At 64.8% G+C, this 15,950-nt stretch carries 17 protein-coding genes; 4 read left to right on the forward strand and 13 right to left on the reverse strand.

What is annotated here, in order from left to right; genetic code table 11:
• Positions 1-5: 5 nt before the first annotated feature.
• From ACP156_RS10960 to ACP156_RS10970, 3 genes are read left to right on the forward strand one after another with little or no spacing between them, the layout of a single operon-like run.
• Positions 6-239 (forward strand): hypothetical protein, encoded by a 234-nt coding sequence (locus tag ACP156_RS10960; protein ID WP_425051362.1) that lies wholly within the window; start codon positions 6-8, stop codon positions 237-239.
• A gap of 19 nt (positions 240-258) precedes the next feature.
• The gene (locus ACP156_RS10965; protein ID WP_425051364.1) at positions 259-1,050 is read left to right on the forward strand and encodes a L,D-transpeptidase; all 792 of its coding nucleotides are present in this window, start codon (positions 259-261) and stop codon (positions 1,048-1,050) included.
• Positions 1,047-2,234, forward strand: a complete 1,188-nt coding sequence (locus ACP156_RS10970; RefSeq protein ID WP_425051365.1) for a CapA family protein — start codon at positions 1,047-1,049, stop codon at positions 2,232-2,234. Before ACP156_RS10965 ends, ACP156_RS10970 begins: the two co-directional genes overlap by 4 nt.
• 13 nt (positions 2,235-2,247) lie before the next feature.
• On the opposite strand, the gene ACP156_RS10975 is transcribed toward ACP156_RS10970, so the two are convergent.
• The 11 genes from ACP156_RS10975 to ACP156_RS11025 form a co-directional block, all read right to left on the reverse strand.
• A complete protein-coding gene (locus tag ACP156_RS10975) occupies positions 2,248-3,009 on the reverse strand; it encodes a TIGR02186 family protein (RefSeq protein WP_425051366.1) in 762 nt (253 codons plus the stop codon).
• Positions 3,010-3,013: 4 nt separating this feature from the next.
• On the reverse strand, positions 3,014-3,928 hold the full coding sequence (locus ACP156_RS10980) for a sulfite exporter TauE/SafE family protein (protein ID WP_425051367.1): 915 nt from the start codon (positions 3,926-3,928) through the stop codon (positions 3,014-3,016).
• Between the two features lie 103 nt (positions 3,929-4,031).
• Positions 4,032-4,841: a purine-nucleoside phosphorylase gene (locus ACP156_RS10985; protein WP_425051368.1), complete on the reverse strand. Its 810-nt coding sequence runs from the start codon at positions 4,839-4,841 to the stop codon at positions 4,032-4,034.
• A gap of 48 nt (positions 4,842-4,889) precedes the next feature.
• A complete protein-coding gene (locus tag ACP156_RS10990) occupies positions 4,890-5,855 on the reverse strand; it encodes an ABC transporter permease (protein ID WP_425051369.1) in 966 nt (321 codons plus the stop codon).
• A 3-nt stretch (positions 5,856-5,858) separates the two neighbouring features.
• Complete coding sequence (locus ACP156_RS10995) at positions 5,859-6,950, reverse strand: ABC transporter permease (RefSeq protein ID WP_425051370.1); 1,092 nt, start codon at positions 6,948-6,950, stop codon at positions 5,859-5,861.
• Positions 6,951-6,978: 28 nt separating this feature from the next.
• On the reverse strand, positions 6,979-7,113 hold the full coding sequence (locus ACP156_RS11000; RefSeq protein ID WP_425051371.1) for a hypothetical protein: 135 nt from the start codon (positions 7,111-7,113) through the stop codon (positions 6,979-6,981).
• A gap of 57 nt (positions 7,114-7,170) precedes the next feature.
• Complete coding sequence (locus tag ACP156_RS11005; RefSeq protein ID WP_425051372.1) at positions 7,171-8,793, reverse strand: ABC transporter ATP-binding protein; 1,623 nt, start codon at positions 8,791-8,793, stop codon at positions 7,171-7,173.
• A gap of 2 nt (positions 8,794-8,795) precedes the next feature.
• Complete coding sequence (locus tag ACP156_RS11010; RefSeq protein WP_425051373.1) at positions 8,796-9,794, reverse strand: BMP family lipoprotein; 999 nt, start codon at positions 9,792-9,794, stop codon at positions 8,796-8,798.
• A 161-nt stretch (positions 9,795-9,955) separates the two neighbouring features.
• Positions 9,956-10,375 (reverse strand): GNAT family N-acetyltransferase, encoded by a 420-nt coding sequence (locus ACP156_RS11015; protein ID WP_425051374.1) that lies wholly within the window; start codon positions 10,373-10,375, stop codon positions 9,956-9,958.
• Entirely contained in the window at positions 10,372-11,016 is a 645-nt protein-coding gene (gene tsaB, locus ACP156_RS11020; RefSeq protein ID WP_425051375.1) for a tRNA (adenosine(37)-N6)-threonylcarbamoyltransferase complex dimerization subunit type 1 TsaB, read from the reverse strand. The genes ACP156_RS11015 and tsaB overlap by 4 nt, the downstream gene beginning before the upstream one ends.
• Complete coding sequence (locus ACP156_RS11025) at positions 11,009-11,566, reverse strand: NifU family protein (protein WP_425051376.1); 558 nt, start codon at positions 11,564-11,566, stop codon at positions 11,009-11,011. Before ACP156_RS11025 ends, tsaB begins: the two co-directional genes overlap by 8 nt.
• A 230-nt stretch (positions 11,567-11,796) precedes the next feature.
• On the opposite strand from ACP156_RS11025, the gene ACP156_RS11030 reads away from it, so the two are divergent.
• On the forward strand, positions 11,797-14,100 hold the full coding sequence (locus tag ACP156_RS11030; RefSeq protein ID WP_425051377.1) for a M10 family metallopeptidase C-terminal domain-containing protein: 2,304 nt from the start codon (positions 11,797-11,799) through the stop codon (positions 14,098-14,100).
• Between the two features lie 18 nt (positions 14,101-14,118).
• Here ACP156_RS11030 and ACP156_RS11035 read toward each other — a convergent pair whose 3' ends face one another.
• Both ACP156_RS11035 and ACP156_RS11040 read right to left on the reverse strand, forming a co-directional pair.
• Positions 14,119-14,574, reverse strand: a complete 456-nt coding sequence (locus tag ACP156_RS11035) for a universal stress protein (protein ID WP_425051378.1) — start codon at positions 14,572-14,574, stop codon at positions 14,119-14,121.
• A gap of 88 nt (positions 14,575-14,662) precedes the next feature.
• A complete protein-coding gene (locus ACP156_RS11040; RefSeq protein ID WP_425051379.1) occupies positions 14,663-15,526 on the reverse strand; it encodes a branched-chain amino acid aminotransferase in 864 nt (287 codons plus the stop codon).
• Between the last annotated feature and the right edge of the window lie 424 nt (positions 15,527-15,950).

The raw sequence follows: 15,950 nt of genomic DNA on the forward strand, positions 1-15,950 counted from the left end.
CCAAGATGAGCCAGATGACCCGCTTCACACTCGCCTGCTTCGCCGCACTTGTTGCAGCTTGGCTACTTTCGGGAGAGCGGTTCCTGGATGCGGTTTTCAACATGATGGACCTAGGGTCACTCGACGATACGATCATCGCCGGGGTTGTCGTGCTGGAAGACTGGAAAGCCGGTCTTTCGCTGCCGGATGTCTTTGGGTCCATGCGCATGGCAATTCACAGAGGCCTGGGATTGCTGTGATATGGACTTTTCAAGACGAATGGCTTTGGCCATTGGCGCGGCATTTGTCGCGCGGCCCGCGCTGGGGATAGAGACCCCGGGCGTCGGCATCGATTATCTCGAGGGTCTGGGGCGGCCCGGTGCGCTGCCTGATGGGATGGCTTTCATCCCGCCTTCCCGGATCGATCTTGCCTATAGCCATGTCATTTACATCAATGCCGCGCTGTCCGGGCCGGGGGCGCAGAAGATGTGGATCATCGAACGCGCCCCCTCGGGCACCGCAAGCGGTTGGAAACTGGCGCTGCACGACCCCGAGCTGTGGGGCGATGCCACGCCGGAATACTCGTGGCCGGTCTCGACGGGCCGGTACTATCAGGGCGACAACCGCTCTGGCCCGACGCCGTTGGGCGTGTTCAACGTCGACGACCGCGCCTATCGCCATGTCCGGGGCTGGGGCGCGCCCGGCATGTACAACTCGATCTTCATCGACCTGCATTACAGTGGCGGCCGGATCTCGGGCGTGGCGATGCACGGCACGACGCAGTCGAAGTATTCGCTGCTGGGCCGCCCCGACAGCCATGGCTGCATCCGAATGGAACAGCCCAACGCCGACGCGATCTGGTCGATGTTCCACGGTGACGGCGCGCCGGGAGAAGGCTCGCCTTTGTGGTCCGCCTCGGTGCCGCGCTACTTCACGTCCGAGCCAGAGCAGAACTGGAACGTGCGCTGGAACTACACCCGCGACGGCAGCTTCCATTTCGACGAGGCGGGCGAGCGGCTGACCAAGCCCGGCTATTCCGCGTTGTTCGTGATCTTCCGGGACGATCTGTGAGCCGCCTGCGCGGGATTTGCCGAACGCTCGCCGTGTGGGTGGGCCTGCTGGGCGTGCCCATGGCCGCCCCCGCGCAGGAGATCGTCATCACCTTCGCCGGTGACACCAACTTTGCCGGGTCGCACCAGACCCCGAACCCCGCCCTTGTGCGCAAATGGGGCACCCACACGCTGGACGACCTGACCGCCACCGTCCGCACAGAGTGGACCGGCGACGTCAACTTCGTGAATGTCGAGACGGTGGTCGGCTATTACGACGGCATCCCGCAGGGCAAGCAGTTCGTCTTCCGCAGCCACCCGGACCAATTCCGGCACCTGATGGATCTTGGCGTCAACGCCTTCGCGCTGGCCAACAACCATTCGTGGGACCACGGCTGGCCCGGGCTTGAGATGACGCATGCGTTCTTCTCGTCCGAGGACCGCGTCGATCGTCCGCTGTTGTTCGCCGGCGTCGGGCCGGACCAGACACCTTACGAGCCCAAGGTCATCACGGTGAAAGGCATCCGCGTCGCCCTGTCGGCGATGTCCTTCGGCTCTGGCGCCTATGGGCCCGGACCGGGCCGGTCGGGAATGGCCTATATCGGCGACTACGACCGCATCCTCGACGCGCTGCGCCGCACCGACGCCGAGATCAAGATGCTGTCGGTCCACTGGGGTACCGAGAACGACATCGGCCTTGGCTGGGGGCAGGCCGACCTGTTCCGCCGCGCGGTCGAAGAGGCGGGCGTCAACCTTGTGATCGGCCACCACCCCCACGTGGTCCGCGCGGTCGAAGCGCGCCCGGCCGACAATGCCGCGATCTTCTACTCGCTGGGCAACTTCCTGTTCATCGGCGGCGCTGAAAAGGACAGCCGCCCGCTGGGGCACGACTATGGCCTGATGGGCAAGGCGTACTTCGAGGTGAAGGGCGGCGACGTCCGCCTTGCCGCGTTGGAAGCGGTGCCGCTGAAGGGCGTCCACGAGGTGCCGCGCCGCCCCGACCCCGCGCGCGCCGCGGCGACCATCGAGCACCTGAACGGCCTGTCGTCCCGCGACCTTGGCGGGCTGGGGGCGTGGTTCCGTGTGACCGATCCTGAAGCCCCGCGCGGGCTTGCCTGCTATGGCGGACCCTACGGCCCCAAGGCGCGCGCCATGTGCTGCACGATGGAGCGCAGCGTCCATTGCGACCTGCCGGACCTGATGTAGCGGCCGGACGCCGTCAGCTGCGCAGGTAGCGGAACACCGCAGAAGCCAGCCAGCCCGCGGCAATTGCCAGCGCGATGGACAGAAGCCCGTAGATCAGCGCCTGCTCCTGCGCCAACACGTACAGCCAGCGCTCCAGCCCGACCTTCTGCACGTAGATCACCGTCTCGAACGCATCGACCACTGTGCCGCCGCGGGTCAGGAAAATACGGGTGGTGTAATTGCCCTCGTGCAGGTTCGCCGGCAGTCCGACCGAGGTGCGGAACAGCGTCTCTTCCCGCACTTCGACCGTGCCTTCGTGCAGCTGGTACAGGTCGGACCGCTCGCGGATGCGCATCAGCGCCGCGGTGAACTGGCTTGCGTCCGCCACAGTGGCAGGCGCCCCGACCGAGCGGATCGCGCGGGTCAGGGACACCTTGTGGCGCAGATCCTCGACGTTGGACATCACCTCGTAGAACGGGCCAGAGGTCGCGACGGCGTAGAAGCTGGGCGCGCGGTCGACCTCGACCGCATCGGTGTTCACCCAGATGCCGGCCACGCGTTCCTTGCGCCAGACGGTGACGGGAACCGACGGCCCGGCGACGGTGATGACCACCTCCAGTGGTGCGACCTCGTCCGGGATCGGCTGGAACCGCTTCACCGCGCCGAAGATCAGGATCTCGGATCCGTCGAAGTTCGCGGTGATCGACACGCGGTTCTGGCTCATCCCGGCAACGACGCTTTCGTCCGCGCGGGCGGCAGGGGCCAGAAGCATCAGGATCAGAAGCAGCCAACGCATCGCCTCAGCCCTCCCGTACCGGTGCGATCGAGTACAGCTCGGACGGTTCCAGCAGCAGGTCCAGCGCCAGCTTGATACAGACCGCCAGAACCAGCAGGGCCAGCAGGATGCGCAACTGTTCGCCGCGCAGGTAAACGGCGATGCGGGTGCCGATCTGCGCGCCTATGACACCGCCCACGATCAGAACCAGGGCCAGCAGCATGTCGACGGAATAGTTCGTCGTCGCATGCATCAGCGTCGTGGCGCCCGAAACGAAGATGATCTGGAACAGCGAGGTGCCGACGACGACCTTTGTCGGCATCCCCAACAGGTAGATCATCGCGGGCACCATGATGAAGCCGCCGCCCACGCCCATGATCGCGGCCAGTACGCCGACCAGCAGCCCGACCAGCAGCGGCGGGATCACCGAGATATACAGCCCCGAGGTCCGGAACTTCATCTTGAACGGCAGGTTGTGGACCCAGTTGTGTTTTTTCCGCTTCGGCAGCTTGCCCGAGCGCGTCTTCAAAAGCGCGTTCAGGCTCTCGACGAACATCAGCGCACCGATGATGCCAAGGAACACGACGTAGAACAGGGTCACCAGAAGATCGACCTGCCCGAGGGTGCGCAGGTAGGCGAACACCTGCACCCCCGCCGCCGACCCGACCAGACCGCCCGCCAGCAACACGCAGCCCATCCGCATGTCGACCGTCTTGCGTTTCAGGTGCGCAAGCAGGCCGGAAAAGGACGAGGCGACGATCTGGTTCGCGCCGGTCGCCACCGCAACGGCGGGCGGGATGCCGGTAAAGAACAGCAGCGGTGTCAGAAGGAACCCGCCGCCGACGCCGAACATGCCGGACAACAAGCCCACGATCCCGCCCAGCCCCAGCAAAAGGAAGGCGTTTACCGATACCTCGGCGATGGGGAGGTAGATCTGCATGGGCACCCAGTGCGTTCGGCGGGTGCTCGTTTAATGACCCGATTGCCGAGTCCTAGTCAAATGCCAGCCCATACAATTTGCCGCGTGCGGCATATCCGTCAGGTTATGCCGCCGCCTTCGTGCGCAGAAAGCCCCTGAGAATGCGTTCCAGTTTCGCAGCGCCCAGCGGCGCCATCGCCTTGGTGTGCTCGTGGCTGATCGCTTCGTCGCTCATCCCGGCGGCCATGTTGGTGATGGTCGAGATCGCGGCGACCTTCAGGCCAAGGAAGCGGGCAAGGATGACTTCGGGCACCGTCGACATGCCCACCGCGTCCGCGCCAAGGATTCGGATCGCCTTGATCTCGGCCGGGGTCTCGAACGACGGGCCGGAGTACCATGCATAGACACCGTCCTTCAGGTCGATTCCCTCGGCTTCGGCAGAGGCCGTCAGCGCCGCGCGCATCTCGGGGTCATAGGCGTCCTTCATCGGCACGAACCGCGCGTCCGTCGGCTCACCGATCAGGGGGTTCAGGCCCGAAAAGTTGATGTGGTCCGACAGCAGCATCAGGTCGCCCGGCGGAATGTCGGGCCGCATCGAACCGGCGGCGTTGGTCAGGATCAGCCCGCCCGCGCCCAGTTCCTTCAGCACCTCCAAGGGCAGACGCATCGCATCGCCGCGCCCGCTTTCATAGTAATGCGCCCGCCCGCCGAACACGGCGACGCGGCAGCCTTCGAGATCGCCGACCACCAGCTTTGGATTGTGACCGCTGACGCCCGCATGCGGGAAGCCGGGCAGGTCGGTATAGTCGATGGCGACTCCGTCCACGGCTTCGGCAAGGTGGCCAAGGCCGGACCCCAGCACCAGCCCGAAGGCAGGGGCCGCGTCACCGGCACGGTCGCGGATCAGGGCCGCAAGGGATTGCGGATCGCTCATTATCGTCTTGCTCCGTCCATTCGTAGGATGGGGTTTCACCCCATCACCCTACCGCTCCTTCACATAGGGCTGGCCGCCCGCGCGCGGCGGGATCGCCTTGCCGACGAAGCCGGCAAGGATCACCACCGTCAGGATATAGGGCAGCGCCTGCATGAACTGCGTCGGGATGTTGATGCCCAGCAGTTCGATGTTCTGGAACCGGTTGCCGATGGCGTCGAGGAAGCCGAACAGCAGGCAGGCCCCCAGCGCGTACCACGGCCGCCACTTGGCGAAGATCAGCGCCGCCAGCGCGATATAGCCGCGCCCCGCGCTCATTTCCTTCACGAAGCCCGCGGCAAGGCCGGTGGCAAGGTAGGCGCCGCCGATGCCACACAGGACGCCGGCGATGACGATGGCGGCATAGCGCAGCCGGGTGACCGAGATGCCGGCGGTGTCCACCGATTCCGGGTTCTCGCCCACCGCGCGCAGGTGCAGGCCAAAGCGGGTGCGGTACAGCACCCACCACGTCAGCGCGACGGTCACGAAGGCTCCGTAGACAAGGATCGTGTGCCCCGAGATCAGGCCGGAATAGATTGGGCCGATCACCGGGACGTCCTGCAGCGCATAGGCGCCGGGCAGGTCGATGGGCTGGAAGCGTCCGGGTCCCTCTAGCTGGGGCGTGCGCCCGCCAAGACCAAACCAGTTCTCGCCGATCACGACCGTAAGGCCAGAGGCGAGGAAGTTCAGCGCCACGCCCGAAATAAGCTGGTTGCCACGGAAGGTGATCGAGGCGACGCCATGGATCAGCGACAGCCCCAGCGACGCGCCGATACCCGCCAGAAGGCCGAGCCAGACCGAGTTTGTCATCGCCGCGATCGAGGCCGAGAAGAAGGCCGAGATCAGCAGCTTCCCCTCCAGCCCGATGTCGATGATGCCCGAGCGTTCAGAGAACAGGCCCGCAAGGCAAACGAACAGCAACGGCGTTGCCGCCCGCAGCGTCGCGTCGAGGATCGGGATGATGGTTGCCCAGTCCATGGTCTACGCCCCCGCCTTCTGCTGCCGCGCAAAGAACTTCTCGAACGGTCGCCGTATCATGTTGTCCAGCGCTCCGGTGAACAGGATCACCATTGCCTGAATCACGAGGATCATTTCGCGGCTGACCGCCGGGATCTCGAATTCCAGCTCGCCGCCGCCCTGATAGAGCATCCCGAACAGCAGCCCCGCAAGGAATACGCCCAGCGGGTGATTGCGGCCCATCAGGGCCACCGCGATGCCGACAAAGCCCGCGCCCTGTACCGGGTCGATGACAAGACGCTCGGCCTCGCCCATCACCGCGTTGATACCCATCAGGCCCGCCAGCCCGCCCGAGATCAGCATCGTGATCATGGTGATCTTCACCGGGTTGATGCCGGCATAGACGGCCGCCTTCTCGGACTGGCCGAAGGCGCGGATCTGGTAGCCCAGCCGCGTGCGCCAGATCAGCAGGTAGACCAGAACGCAGCACGCCACCGCAACGAAGAAGGTGACATTCATCGGGGCGGAGCGCGAGAAGCCCAGCCACGAGAACATGTCGTAGCCGTTGGGAAGGTGCGCGCCCTCGGGGAACCGCGCGGTTTCCGGTGCCATCACGCCCGCGGGCTTCATGACGTTGACCAGCAGGTAGACCAGCAGCGCCGAGGCGATGAAGTTGAACATGATCGTGGTGATCACGATGTGGCTGCCGCGCTTCGCCTGCAAATAGGCCGGGATCGCCGCCCACGCCGCGCCGAACAGCGCGCCGATGATGATTGCGGCGGGCAGCGCCAGCAGCCAGTGCGGCCACGGCACGGCAAGGCACACCAGTGCGACGCCAAGGCTGCCGATGGCGGCCTGTCCTTCGCCCCCGATGTTGAAGAACCGCGCCTGATACGCGACGGCCACCGCAAGGCCGGTAAAGATGAAGTTGGTGGCGTAATACAGCGTGTAGCCCCAGCCATAGGCCGAGCCGATAGCGCCGTTGACCATGATCGAGATCGCCTCGAACGGGTTCTCGCCAATGTAAAGGATCACCAGCCCCGACACGATCAGCGCCAGCAGCAGGTTGATGAACGGGATAAGGGCGATGTCCACCCAAGCCGGGATCTTGGTCATCGCACCGCCCCCGCGAAGGTGGCCGGCGTCAGCCCAGCAGGATCAGCAGCGCCGCGCCCAGCAGCGTCCAAGAGCTTGCGAACAGCAGCGACGCCATCGGGTCGCGGGTACCGGCGGGTGGCGGCCGAAGGCAGATCGGGCCGGAAACGTCGTGCAAGCGCATGGTCGAACTCCTCTTTCGGGGATATGGCTCGCACAGCCACGTTAACAATTCCTTTCATCAGGTCACCTTCCCCTGAGACTGAGCGAGGTTCGCTTCCACCTCGTCCACGGCGACATCCTTGGTCGTGTCCGTGATGCCGGCCATCAGCAGGCCCAGTTCGCGCTCGTCCGTCTCGGACGGAAGCCGTTCGCCCATGATCTGTCCGTCGAACATCACCGCGACGCGGTCCGACAACGACATGATCTCGTCCAGTTCGACCGACACCAGCAGCACGGCCTTCCCCTGATCGCGCAGGGCGACGATCTGGTTGTGAATGAACTCGATGGCGCCGATGTCGACGCCCCGCGTCGGCTGGCCGACCAGCAAAAGGTCCGGGTTCTGCTCGATCTCGCGGGCGCAGACGATCTTCTGCTGGTTCCCGCCAGAGAACGACTTGGCCGGCAGGTTCGGGTTCGGCGGGCGCACGTCGAAGCGGTCCATCTTGGCCTGCGTCTCGGCCCGGATCGCGGCGTTGTCCATCAGGACGGCGTTCTTCTGGTACGCGTCGTCGTGGTGATAGCCGAAGATGGTGTTCTCCCACGCGAAGAACTCCATGATCAGGCCAAGGTGCTGCCGGTCCTCGGGCACATGCGCGATACCACGCGCGCGTCGCGACTGGCCGTCGGACTTTGCCCCTGTCAGGTCGATATCCTCGCCATTCATCCGCACCGTGCCGGTCGCGCGGGTGATGCCGCCCAGCACCTCCAGCAGTTCCGACTGGCCGTTTCCGGCGACACCCGCGATACCCAGGATCTCGCCCGCGCGCACTTCGAGAGACACACCCTTCAGCCGCTCGACGCCATCGTCATCGACAACCCGTAGGTTCTCGACCTCCAGCACCTTGCGGCCCGGCTCGGCCGGTTTCTTGTCGACCCGCAGCAGGACCTTGCGGCCCACCATCAGTTCGGCCAGTTCCTCGGGGTCGGTCTCGGCGGTCTTTACGGTCGCGGTCATCTCGCCGCGCCGCATGACGCTGACGGTGTCCGTGATTTCCATGATCTCGCGCAGTTTGTGCGTGATCAGGATGATGGTCTTGCCCTGCGCGCGCAGTCCTTCGAGGATGCGGAACAGGTGGTCCGCCTCGGCGGGCGTCAGAACGCCGGTCGGCTCGTCAAGGATCAGGATGTCGGCCTGACGGTACAGCGCCTTCAGGATCTCGACCCGCTGCTGCATCCCGACGCCGATCTCTTCGATCAGCGCATCGGGGTCCACCGACAGCTCGTATTCCTTGGCAAGCCGCTTCAGTTCGTTCCGCGCCTTGGAGACGGATGTCTTCAACAAGGCGCTGTCTTCGGCGCCGAGAATGACGTTCTCGAGCACCGTGAAATTCTGCACCAGCTTGAAATGCTGGAAAACCATGCCGATCCCGGCGGCGATTGCCTGCTGCGGTTCGCGGATCTCGGTCTTCTTGCCGTTGACCCAGATCTCGCCGCTGTCGGCCTGATAGAAGCCGTAGATGATCGACATCAGCGTGGACTTGCCCGCGCCGTTCTCGCCGATGATGCCGTGGATCGTACCGGGCATCACCCGGATCGAAATGTCTTTGTTCGCCTGAACGGGCCCGAACGCCTTCGAGATGCCCTTCAGTTCAATGGCAGGGGCGGCCCCGTCAGGCCGCCCCGTATCTTGCGTCACGTTCATTCTCAGAAGGTCAGAGCCGGGCAGCTGTCGTTCGAGGTGTAGTCGTGCACCTCGATCTCGCCCGCGATGATGCCGGCCTTGGCTTCTTCCACGGCGCTGGAGATTTCGTCGGTGATCAGTTCCTCGTTGAACTCGTCGACGGCATAGCCGACGCCCTCGGATTCCAGGTCCAGCACGGTGATGCCGGGCTCGAAGCCCTCAAGGCCGCCCGTGAACACCTCGTACACCGCGTTGTCCACGCGCTTCAGCATCGAGGTCAGGACCGAGCCGGGGTGCATGAAGTTCTGGTTCGAGTCGACGCCGATCGAGAACACGCCTTCGTCGGCCGCGGCCTGAAGGATGCCCACGCCGGTACCGCCGGCGGCGGCATAGATCACGTCGGCGCCCTGGCTGACCTGGGCCTTCGCCAGTTCGCCGCCCTTCACCGGGTCGTTCCATGCGGTGGGCGTGGTGCCGGTCATCGACGAGATGACGGTCGCATCCGGGTTGGCCGCCTTGACGCCCTGTGCATAGCCGCAAGCGAACTTGCGGATCAGCGGAACGTCCATGCCGCCGACAAAGCCGACGGTGCCGGATTCGGATTTCAGGCCGGCGATCATGCCGACAAGGAAGCTGCCTTCATGCTCGGAGAACACGATCGACTTCACGTTCGGCTGATCGACGACCGAGTCGACGATGGCGAACATGGTGTCGGGGTAGTCGGGTGCGACCACTTCCAGCGTCGACGCGTTGGCGAATCCCAGCACGACGATCGGGTTCGCGCCGCGCTCGGCCATGCGGCGCATGTTCTGCTCGCGCTGCGCTTCCGACTGCAGTTCGGTCTCGAGATACTCGCCGCCGGTCTCTTCGACCCAGCGGGTGGCGCCGTTAAAAGCACTTTCGTTGAACGATTTGTCGAACTTGCCGCCAAGGTCGATGATCAGGCCGGGCTCGGCGATTGCCGCCGCGGCGCTGACGGCGAACACGGCGCCGGCGCTCAGAAAGCTCTTGAGAAGGGTCATTCAATTCTCCCAGTTGGCTGTGGGGGGCGTTCGTATGCGCCACCCATTTGCAGGACATTTTCCCACGATACAGGGATTTAGTTCAAAGCCAAATGGGACGGTCAACCGCAATTTTACCGAATGGTCATCTTTCGTATGAGAAGACATGCGGTCAACGTGGTCTACGCTGCGGAAAGTGCCTTTTGCATGACCAGTGCGTCAACGCGGCTTCCATCCGGGTGACGGTAATAGGCCTTGCGGCGACCGACCTCGACGTATCCGCAAGCGGTGTACAGCGCGCGCGCCGCAGCGTTGTCTTCGGCGACCTCAAGGAACACGGTCTCGGCGCCGCGCTGGACCGCATTGTCATGGAAGTCGGCCATCAGTCTGCGCCCGGTCCCCTGCCGCCGTGCGTCGGGGTCGACGGCGAGCGTCAAAAGCTCGGCTTCGCCGGCAAGCGCCCGGCCAAGGGCAAACCCATGCGCGGTGGCGCAAAGAAAGACGGAACTGGTGTCCAGCAACGCCGCGAACTCTGACTCGGAGAACGGGCGGGGCGTGACGAAACAGCGTCCATGCAGCGCCGCAAGATCGGCCGGCGTCACGGCAAGATCGCCGGCGGCGCATCGCGCGGGGGGGCGGCATCGGCCTGCCGCAGGTACAGCGGCGCAGGGCGGTCGATGTTATCCGCGGGTCGGACCGCCGCGATGCGTGCGATGGCGGACGCGGGGGCATAGCGGGCGGGATACACCGGACCGCCGGTGATCGCGGCGACGGCCTCTGCGCCGCTGCCGATGCAGGGCAGGCCCTGAAGGCCGTCGGGCAGGGCGTCGAGATCAGCCATCACCGGCGCACTGTCCGCCTGCCCGAAGACTTGCAGAAACACCTTCCCGCGGCGCGCGTCGAGGCAGGCGACCAGCGGCCCCTTGGATCCCAGCGCCAAAGCGTCCAGCACCGACACGCCCACCGCCGGGATCTTCAGGGCCAGCGCCAGACCGCGCGCGGCGGACACGGACAGACGGATGCCGGTGAAGTTACCCGGCCCGACGCCGACACCGATCCGGTCCAGCGCGGCCCAGTCGGCGCCGCCCTCTGCCAGCACCTCTTCCAGCATCGGCATCAACCGTTCGGCCTGACCCTTGCCCATCTCTTCGTGACGCTCGGCCAGAACGCTATCACCCCGCAGCAAAACGGCCGCGCAATGCGCGGCCGATGTGTCGAAGCCAAGAACCAGTGGGTCAGGCAACCGGGCGCACCTCGGTCACTTCCGGGATGTAGTGCCGCAGCAGGTTCTCGATCCCCATCTTCAGCGTCAGGGTCGAGGACGGGCATCCGGCACAGGCGCCCTGCATGTGCAGATAGACGACGCCACGCTCGAAGCCGTGGAACGTGATGTCGCCACCGTCCTGCGCCACGGCGGGCCGCACGCGGGTGTCCAGCAGTTCCTTGATCTGGCCGACGATCTCGCCGTCCGGGCCGTCATGCTCGGCATGAGCCGCGCCGGCGCCGTCGCCCTCGATCACGGCCTCGCCGGACTGGAAATGTTCCATGATGGCGCCAAGGATCGCGGGCTTCACGTGTTCCCAAGCCACCGCTTCGGCCTTGGTCACGGTTACGAAGTCGGACCCAAGGAATACCCCAGTCACACCCTCGACATTGAAGACACGCCGCGCCAGCGGCGACTTCTCGGCAGCCTCGACCGACGGGAAGTCGGCGGTGCCGCTGTCCAGCACGGTCTGGCCGGGCAGAAACTTCAGCGTCGCGGGGTTCGGAGTCGATTCGGTCTGGATGAACATGGCGTGCTCCCTATCAGACCCCCGATATGCGGTTTCCCGGGCGAAGCGTCAAGGTTTGGAATGATTCTAAGGAATGCTCAACCCTAAGGGGGTGCGGTTTGGACGTGGACGATCCCCTATGGGGGCAAAACGGTCCGAGTTCAGGGGCGGCGATTGCTTATGAAAGGCAAGTCCATAGAATTTAACGGCATTACTAACGAGTAACTCATTTGTCCTTGGGGGAGGGCGTCATGACCACTGTTCTCATATTCAACGATCCGTCCGGCCGCGGCGTCTATGGCTACGTTCCGGAGGCTGACTATACCTACCAAATCTCCAACGAAGTTCTTTCCGAAAGCAACGGATCAAACGGATTCAGCGCCGCCGGCGATGGTTTCGTGTTCCGTTCCAAGCCTGACAGCGGATCAGAGTATCTTGCCTTTTCGCAAGGCGGCGCTGTCAGCCAGATCCTATTCGACACGGATGGTGACGACGTCGAAGACCCCGAGGGGTTCATCGAGTTCAATGGCGAAACGGTCTACTCTGAAAGCGGCCGCTTCGACCTGTCGATCACGCAGGGTGGCGGGGCGCCGATCAAGCTCTTCGACGAGGTCGAAGAGTACGAAGTTGTCGGTGACAGCCTGTATGTGCTGAACGACAACGCTTTGTATCGGGTCCGTCCCGACCTTTCGATCGAACTGGTTCTGGAGAAGGGAGGCGGCGCCGGTACGCCGCGCTTCGCCATCGACTATATCTTCGGCTTCCAGGGCGATGTCTGGGTGCGCGCCGACGATTACGACTCGAACAACGATTTCTTCCGATACGACCCCGAGACCGGCATCGTGACCGAGATGAACGTCGCCGAGAATACGGGCGGCGACGTTCTGTATTTCCAGGCAAGCGGGGCCGGTGACAATCTGCTGTACGCTTTCTTTGTCGAAGGAAGCGGCACCGGCATCGAACCATATGTCGCGGACGGCACCGTCGGGGATTGGTCGCTGGTCGCTGACATCAACACCGGCCCGTCCAACTCGTACTATGCGACGAGTTATGTCGATGACGTGGCCACCTTGGGCGACCTGTTTGTGTTCATCGCAGACGATGGCGGTGCGGACGAAGACGAACTTTGGGTTTCGGACGGCACGACTGCGGGCACGATGGCCATCAGCGGAACCGGGACCACGGTCGGCGAACTGTCCTTTGGCTTCGGCTTCCCGACCTACGTGGTCGGCGACAAGGTTTTCTTCATAGCGTTTCGTGACGGCATTGGACGCGAACTGTTCGTGACCGATGGCACCGAGGCCGGGACAAAGCTGGTCATGGACGCCAATCCGGGAACGGGAAGCACAACCATCGAATTCCTCGGCCAGTTGGACGGCTTCCTCATTTTCGCGTCCCGGAATCTTGACGGCAGCGCGATCTGGAAAACGGATGGGACCACGGTCGAGATGATCACCGACCCCAACCCCGCCTATTATCCCCTGAACAGCGAGGTCTCGCTGCTCGGCATCTTCGACCTCGACCCGGCGAACATTCCGGTCGATCCCATCGTGGGAACATCGGGCAACGATAGCCTGACCGGCACGCTCCTGTTCGAGCAGTTCGAGGGCAAGGCCGGCAAGGACACGATTGCGGGCGCCGAGGGCGACGACACGATTATCGGCGGCGCCGGGATGGACGTGCTGCATGGCGAGGCCGGGGACGACGACGTTCTGGGCGGCTACGACGACGATTACATGAACGGCAACAGCGGCGACGATTACCTGTTCGGCGGCGTCGGTCAGGACACCATGTTCGGCGGCGGCGGCAACGACCTTATGAGCGGCGGCCTTGGCCACGACTCGATGCTGGGCGGGTCGGGCAACGACACGATGCTGGGCGATGCCGGAAACGACACGCTGCACGGCGGCGCGGGCAAGGACCAGGTGTTCGGCGGTTCGGGCAATGACGTGCTGTCCGGCGTCGACGGCACGGACACCGTGTTCGGCGGGCTGGGCGACGACACGATGCTGGGCGGTGGCGGCGCGGACGTTGTCCTTGGCGGCGACGGCAAGGATGTCGCCTATGGCGATGCCGGAAGCGATACGCTTTCGGGCGGCGCGGGCACCGATACCGTCGATGGCGGATCCGGCGACGATCTGGTTCAGGGCGACGGCGGCGCCGATCTGCTGCTGGGCGGCATCGGCGACGACACGATCTTCGGCGGGCCTGGCAACGACACCATCGTCGGCGGCGAAGGGGTCGACCTGATGTCGGGCGAGGGCGGTTCGGACGTCTTCGTCTTCGAGGCTCTGGAAGACTCTCCGGTGGCGACGCCGGACGTGATCCTCGATTTCACGCCGGGCGCGGACGTCATCGACCTGTCGGGTGTTGTGCCGGGGCTGCTCGACGCTCAGATCGGCGGATCGTTCACCGGGACGGGCCCGTCGCTGCGTACGCAGGAAATCGGCGCCACGACGGTGGTTCGGGTCGATGTGGACGGCAACGGCAGCAGCGACATGCGGATCATCCTCGAAGGCGCGCTTGGCGTGACAGAGTCAGACTTCCTGCTGTGACGCCTTTCGGGAACGGCTTCAGGTCACCGCCTCTAGCCGTTCCTTCGACATGTCGCCCGGCACGATCGTGATCGGCACCGGCAGCGTGCCGGCGTTGCGGGACATCTGGCTGACCAGAGGCCCCGGACCGCCCTTGTCGACGCCCGCACCCAGAACGAGCACGCCGATGTCCGCATCCTCGCGGATCTGCGCGAGGATTTCGGGCACCGACTCTCCCTCGCGGATCACCAGCTCGGGGTCGATCCCCTGCCGGTCGCGCATCCACTTGGCGAAGACCTCGTAATGCGCCTCGATCCGCTCGCGGGCCTCTTCGCGCATGATGGCGCCGACGCCGATCCAGTGCTGGAACTCTTCGGGCGGTATGATCGAAAGGATCTGGACACCGCCGCCGGTGTTGGCCGCGCGCATCGCGGCGAAACGCATCGCGTTCAGGCATTCGCGGCTGTCGTCGAGGATCACGAGGAACTTGCGCATGCAGGGGGCACTCCGTTCGTCCGCCGGATAATGGCGCAGGGGCTGCGGGCAGGCAAGCCCGCCGGTGACAGGCGGTTTGCCGGCGGGGTTATTGGCCCGAGCGCGCCCAGTCCCAGTACAGCTCGCGCACGCGGCGCGTCATCGGACCGACCTGGTAATGCGTGCCGTCGAATTCGGTCACCGGGGTCACCTTCATCAGGTTGCCGGACATGAACACCTCGTCCGCCGCGCGGAAGTCGTCGAAGCCCAGCACAGTCTCGTGTACCGCCACGCCGTCGGCGGTCAGGTTCGAGATGTGACGCGCGCGGGTGATGCCTGCCAAGAAGGTGCCGTTCGGGATCGGCGTGAAGACCTCGCCGTCCTTCACCATGAAGATATTGGCGCTGGCCGTCTCTGCCACGTTGCCCATGGCGTCGGCCACCAATGCGTTGCTGTAGCCCTTCGACAGCGCTTCGCGCAGCATCCGCGCGTTGTTGGGGTACAGGCAGCCCGCTTTCGCGTTCACCACCGCGTTCTCCAGCACCGGGCGGCGGAATTGCGTGGTGGTCAACGTCACCGACAGGTCCGGCGCGGCCATCGGGATCTCTTCGAGGCAGACGCAGAAGCCGGCAGGCGCATCGCCCGGCAGGATGCCAAGGTGCCCGCCCTCGATGCCCCAGTACATCGGGCGGATGTAAACGGCGGCATCCTTCGGAAACAGCGCAAGCCCCTCTTGCACGATCTCGACGATCTCGGCCGTCGTCTTCGACGGCGTCAGCATCAGCGCCTCGGCCGACCGGTTGACCCGCGCCATGTGCGGTTCCAGGTCCGGCGCCACCCCGTCGACATAGCGTGCGCCGTCGAACACCGTGGTGCCCAGCCACGCCCCGTGATCCGCCGCGCGCATGATCGGGACGTCGCCCTTGTGCCACGTGCCTTCATACCAGGTGTGGATGTTGCTGCCGGTCGCCATGTCTGTGCCTCCCACGATTGCCGCGCGACCCTAGGCCTCCGTCAGGCAGAGGTCCAGCGCAGGCAAAGAAAACGCCTCCGGCCGTCAATTGACCGGAGGCGCAAGGCAGGTTTCGGCGGTTGGGGACCGCCCGTATTCGCCTGGCCCGACCGGGGTACGCGGGTCGCGAGACCACGCGCTGACGGGACGATCTGCGGCCAGCCAGGACTGTCGTCGAACCAAGCGCGGCGCCCAATGAACCGGTGCTGAAAAACATACGTGTCCGCGCGCACGCTTCGTCCGATGGGGCGGACGCTAGGAAGGCCATGTGCACGCCAGATGACAAGCGCGAATCGGGAATGTGACAATGCCCCCGGAGCCGCCGCCGGACTTCGGAAAGTCGGGGATAAGTTTCATCCACAAGTCACGGACCTGCCGGTGCACA

Origin of the sequence: Psychromarinibacter sp. S121 (assembly GCF_049801035.1) — a bacterium.
Taxonomy (GTDB): Bacteria; Pseudomonadota; Alphaproteobacteria; order Rhodobacterales; family Rhodobacteraceae; genus Psychromarinibacter.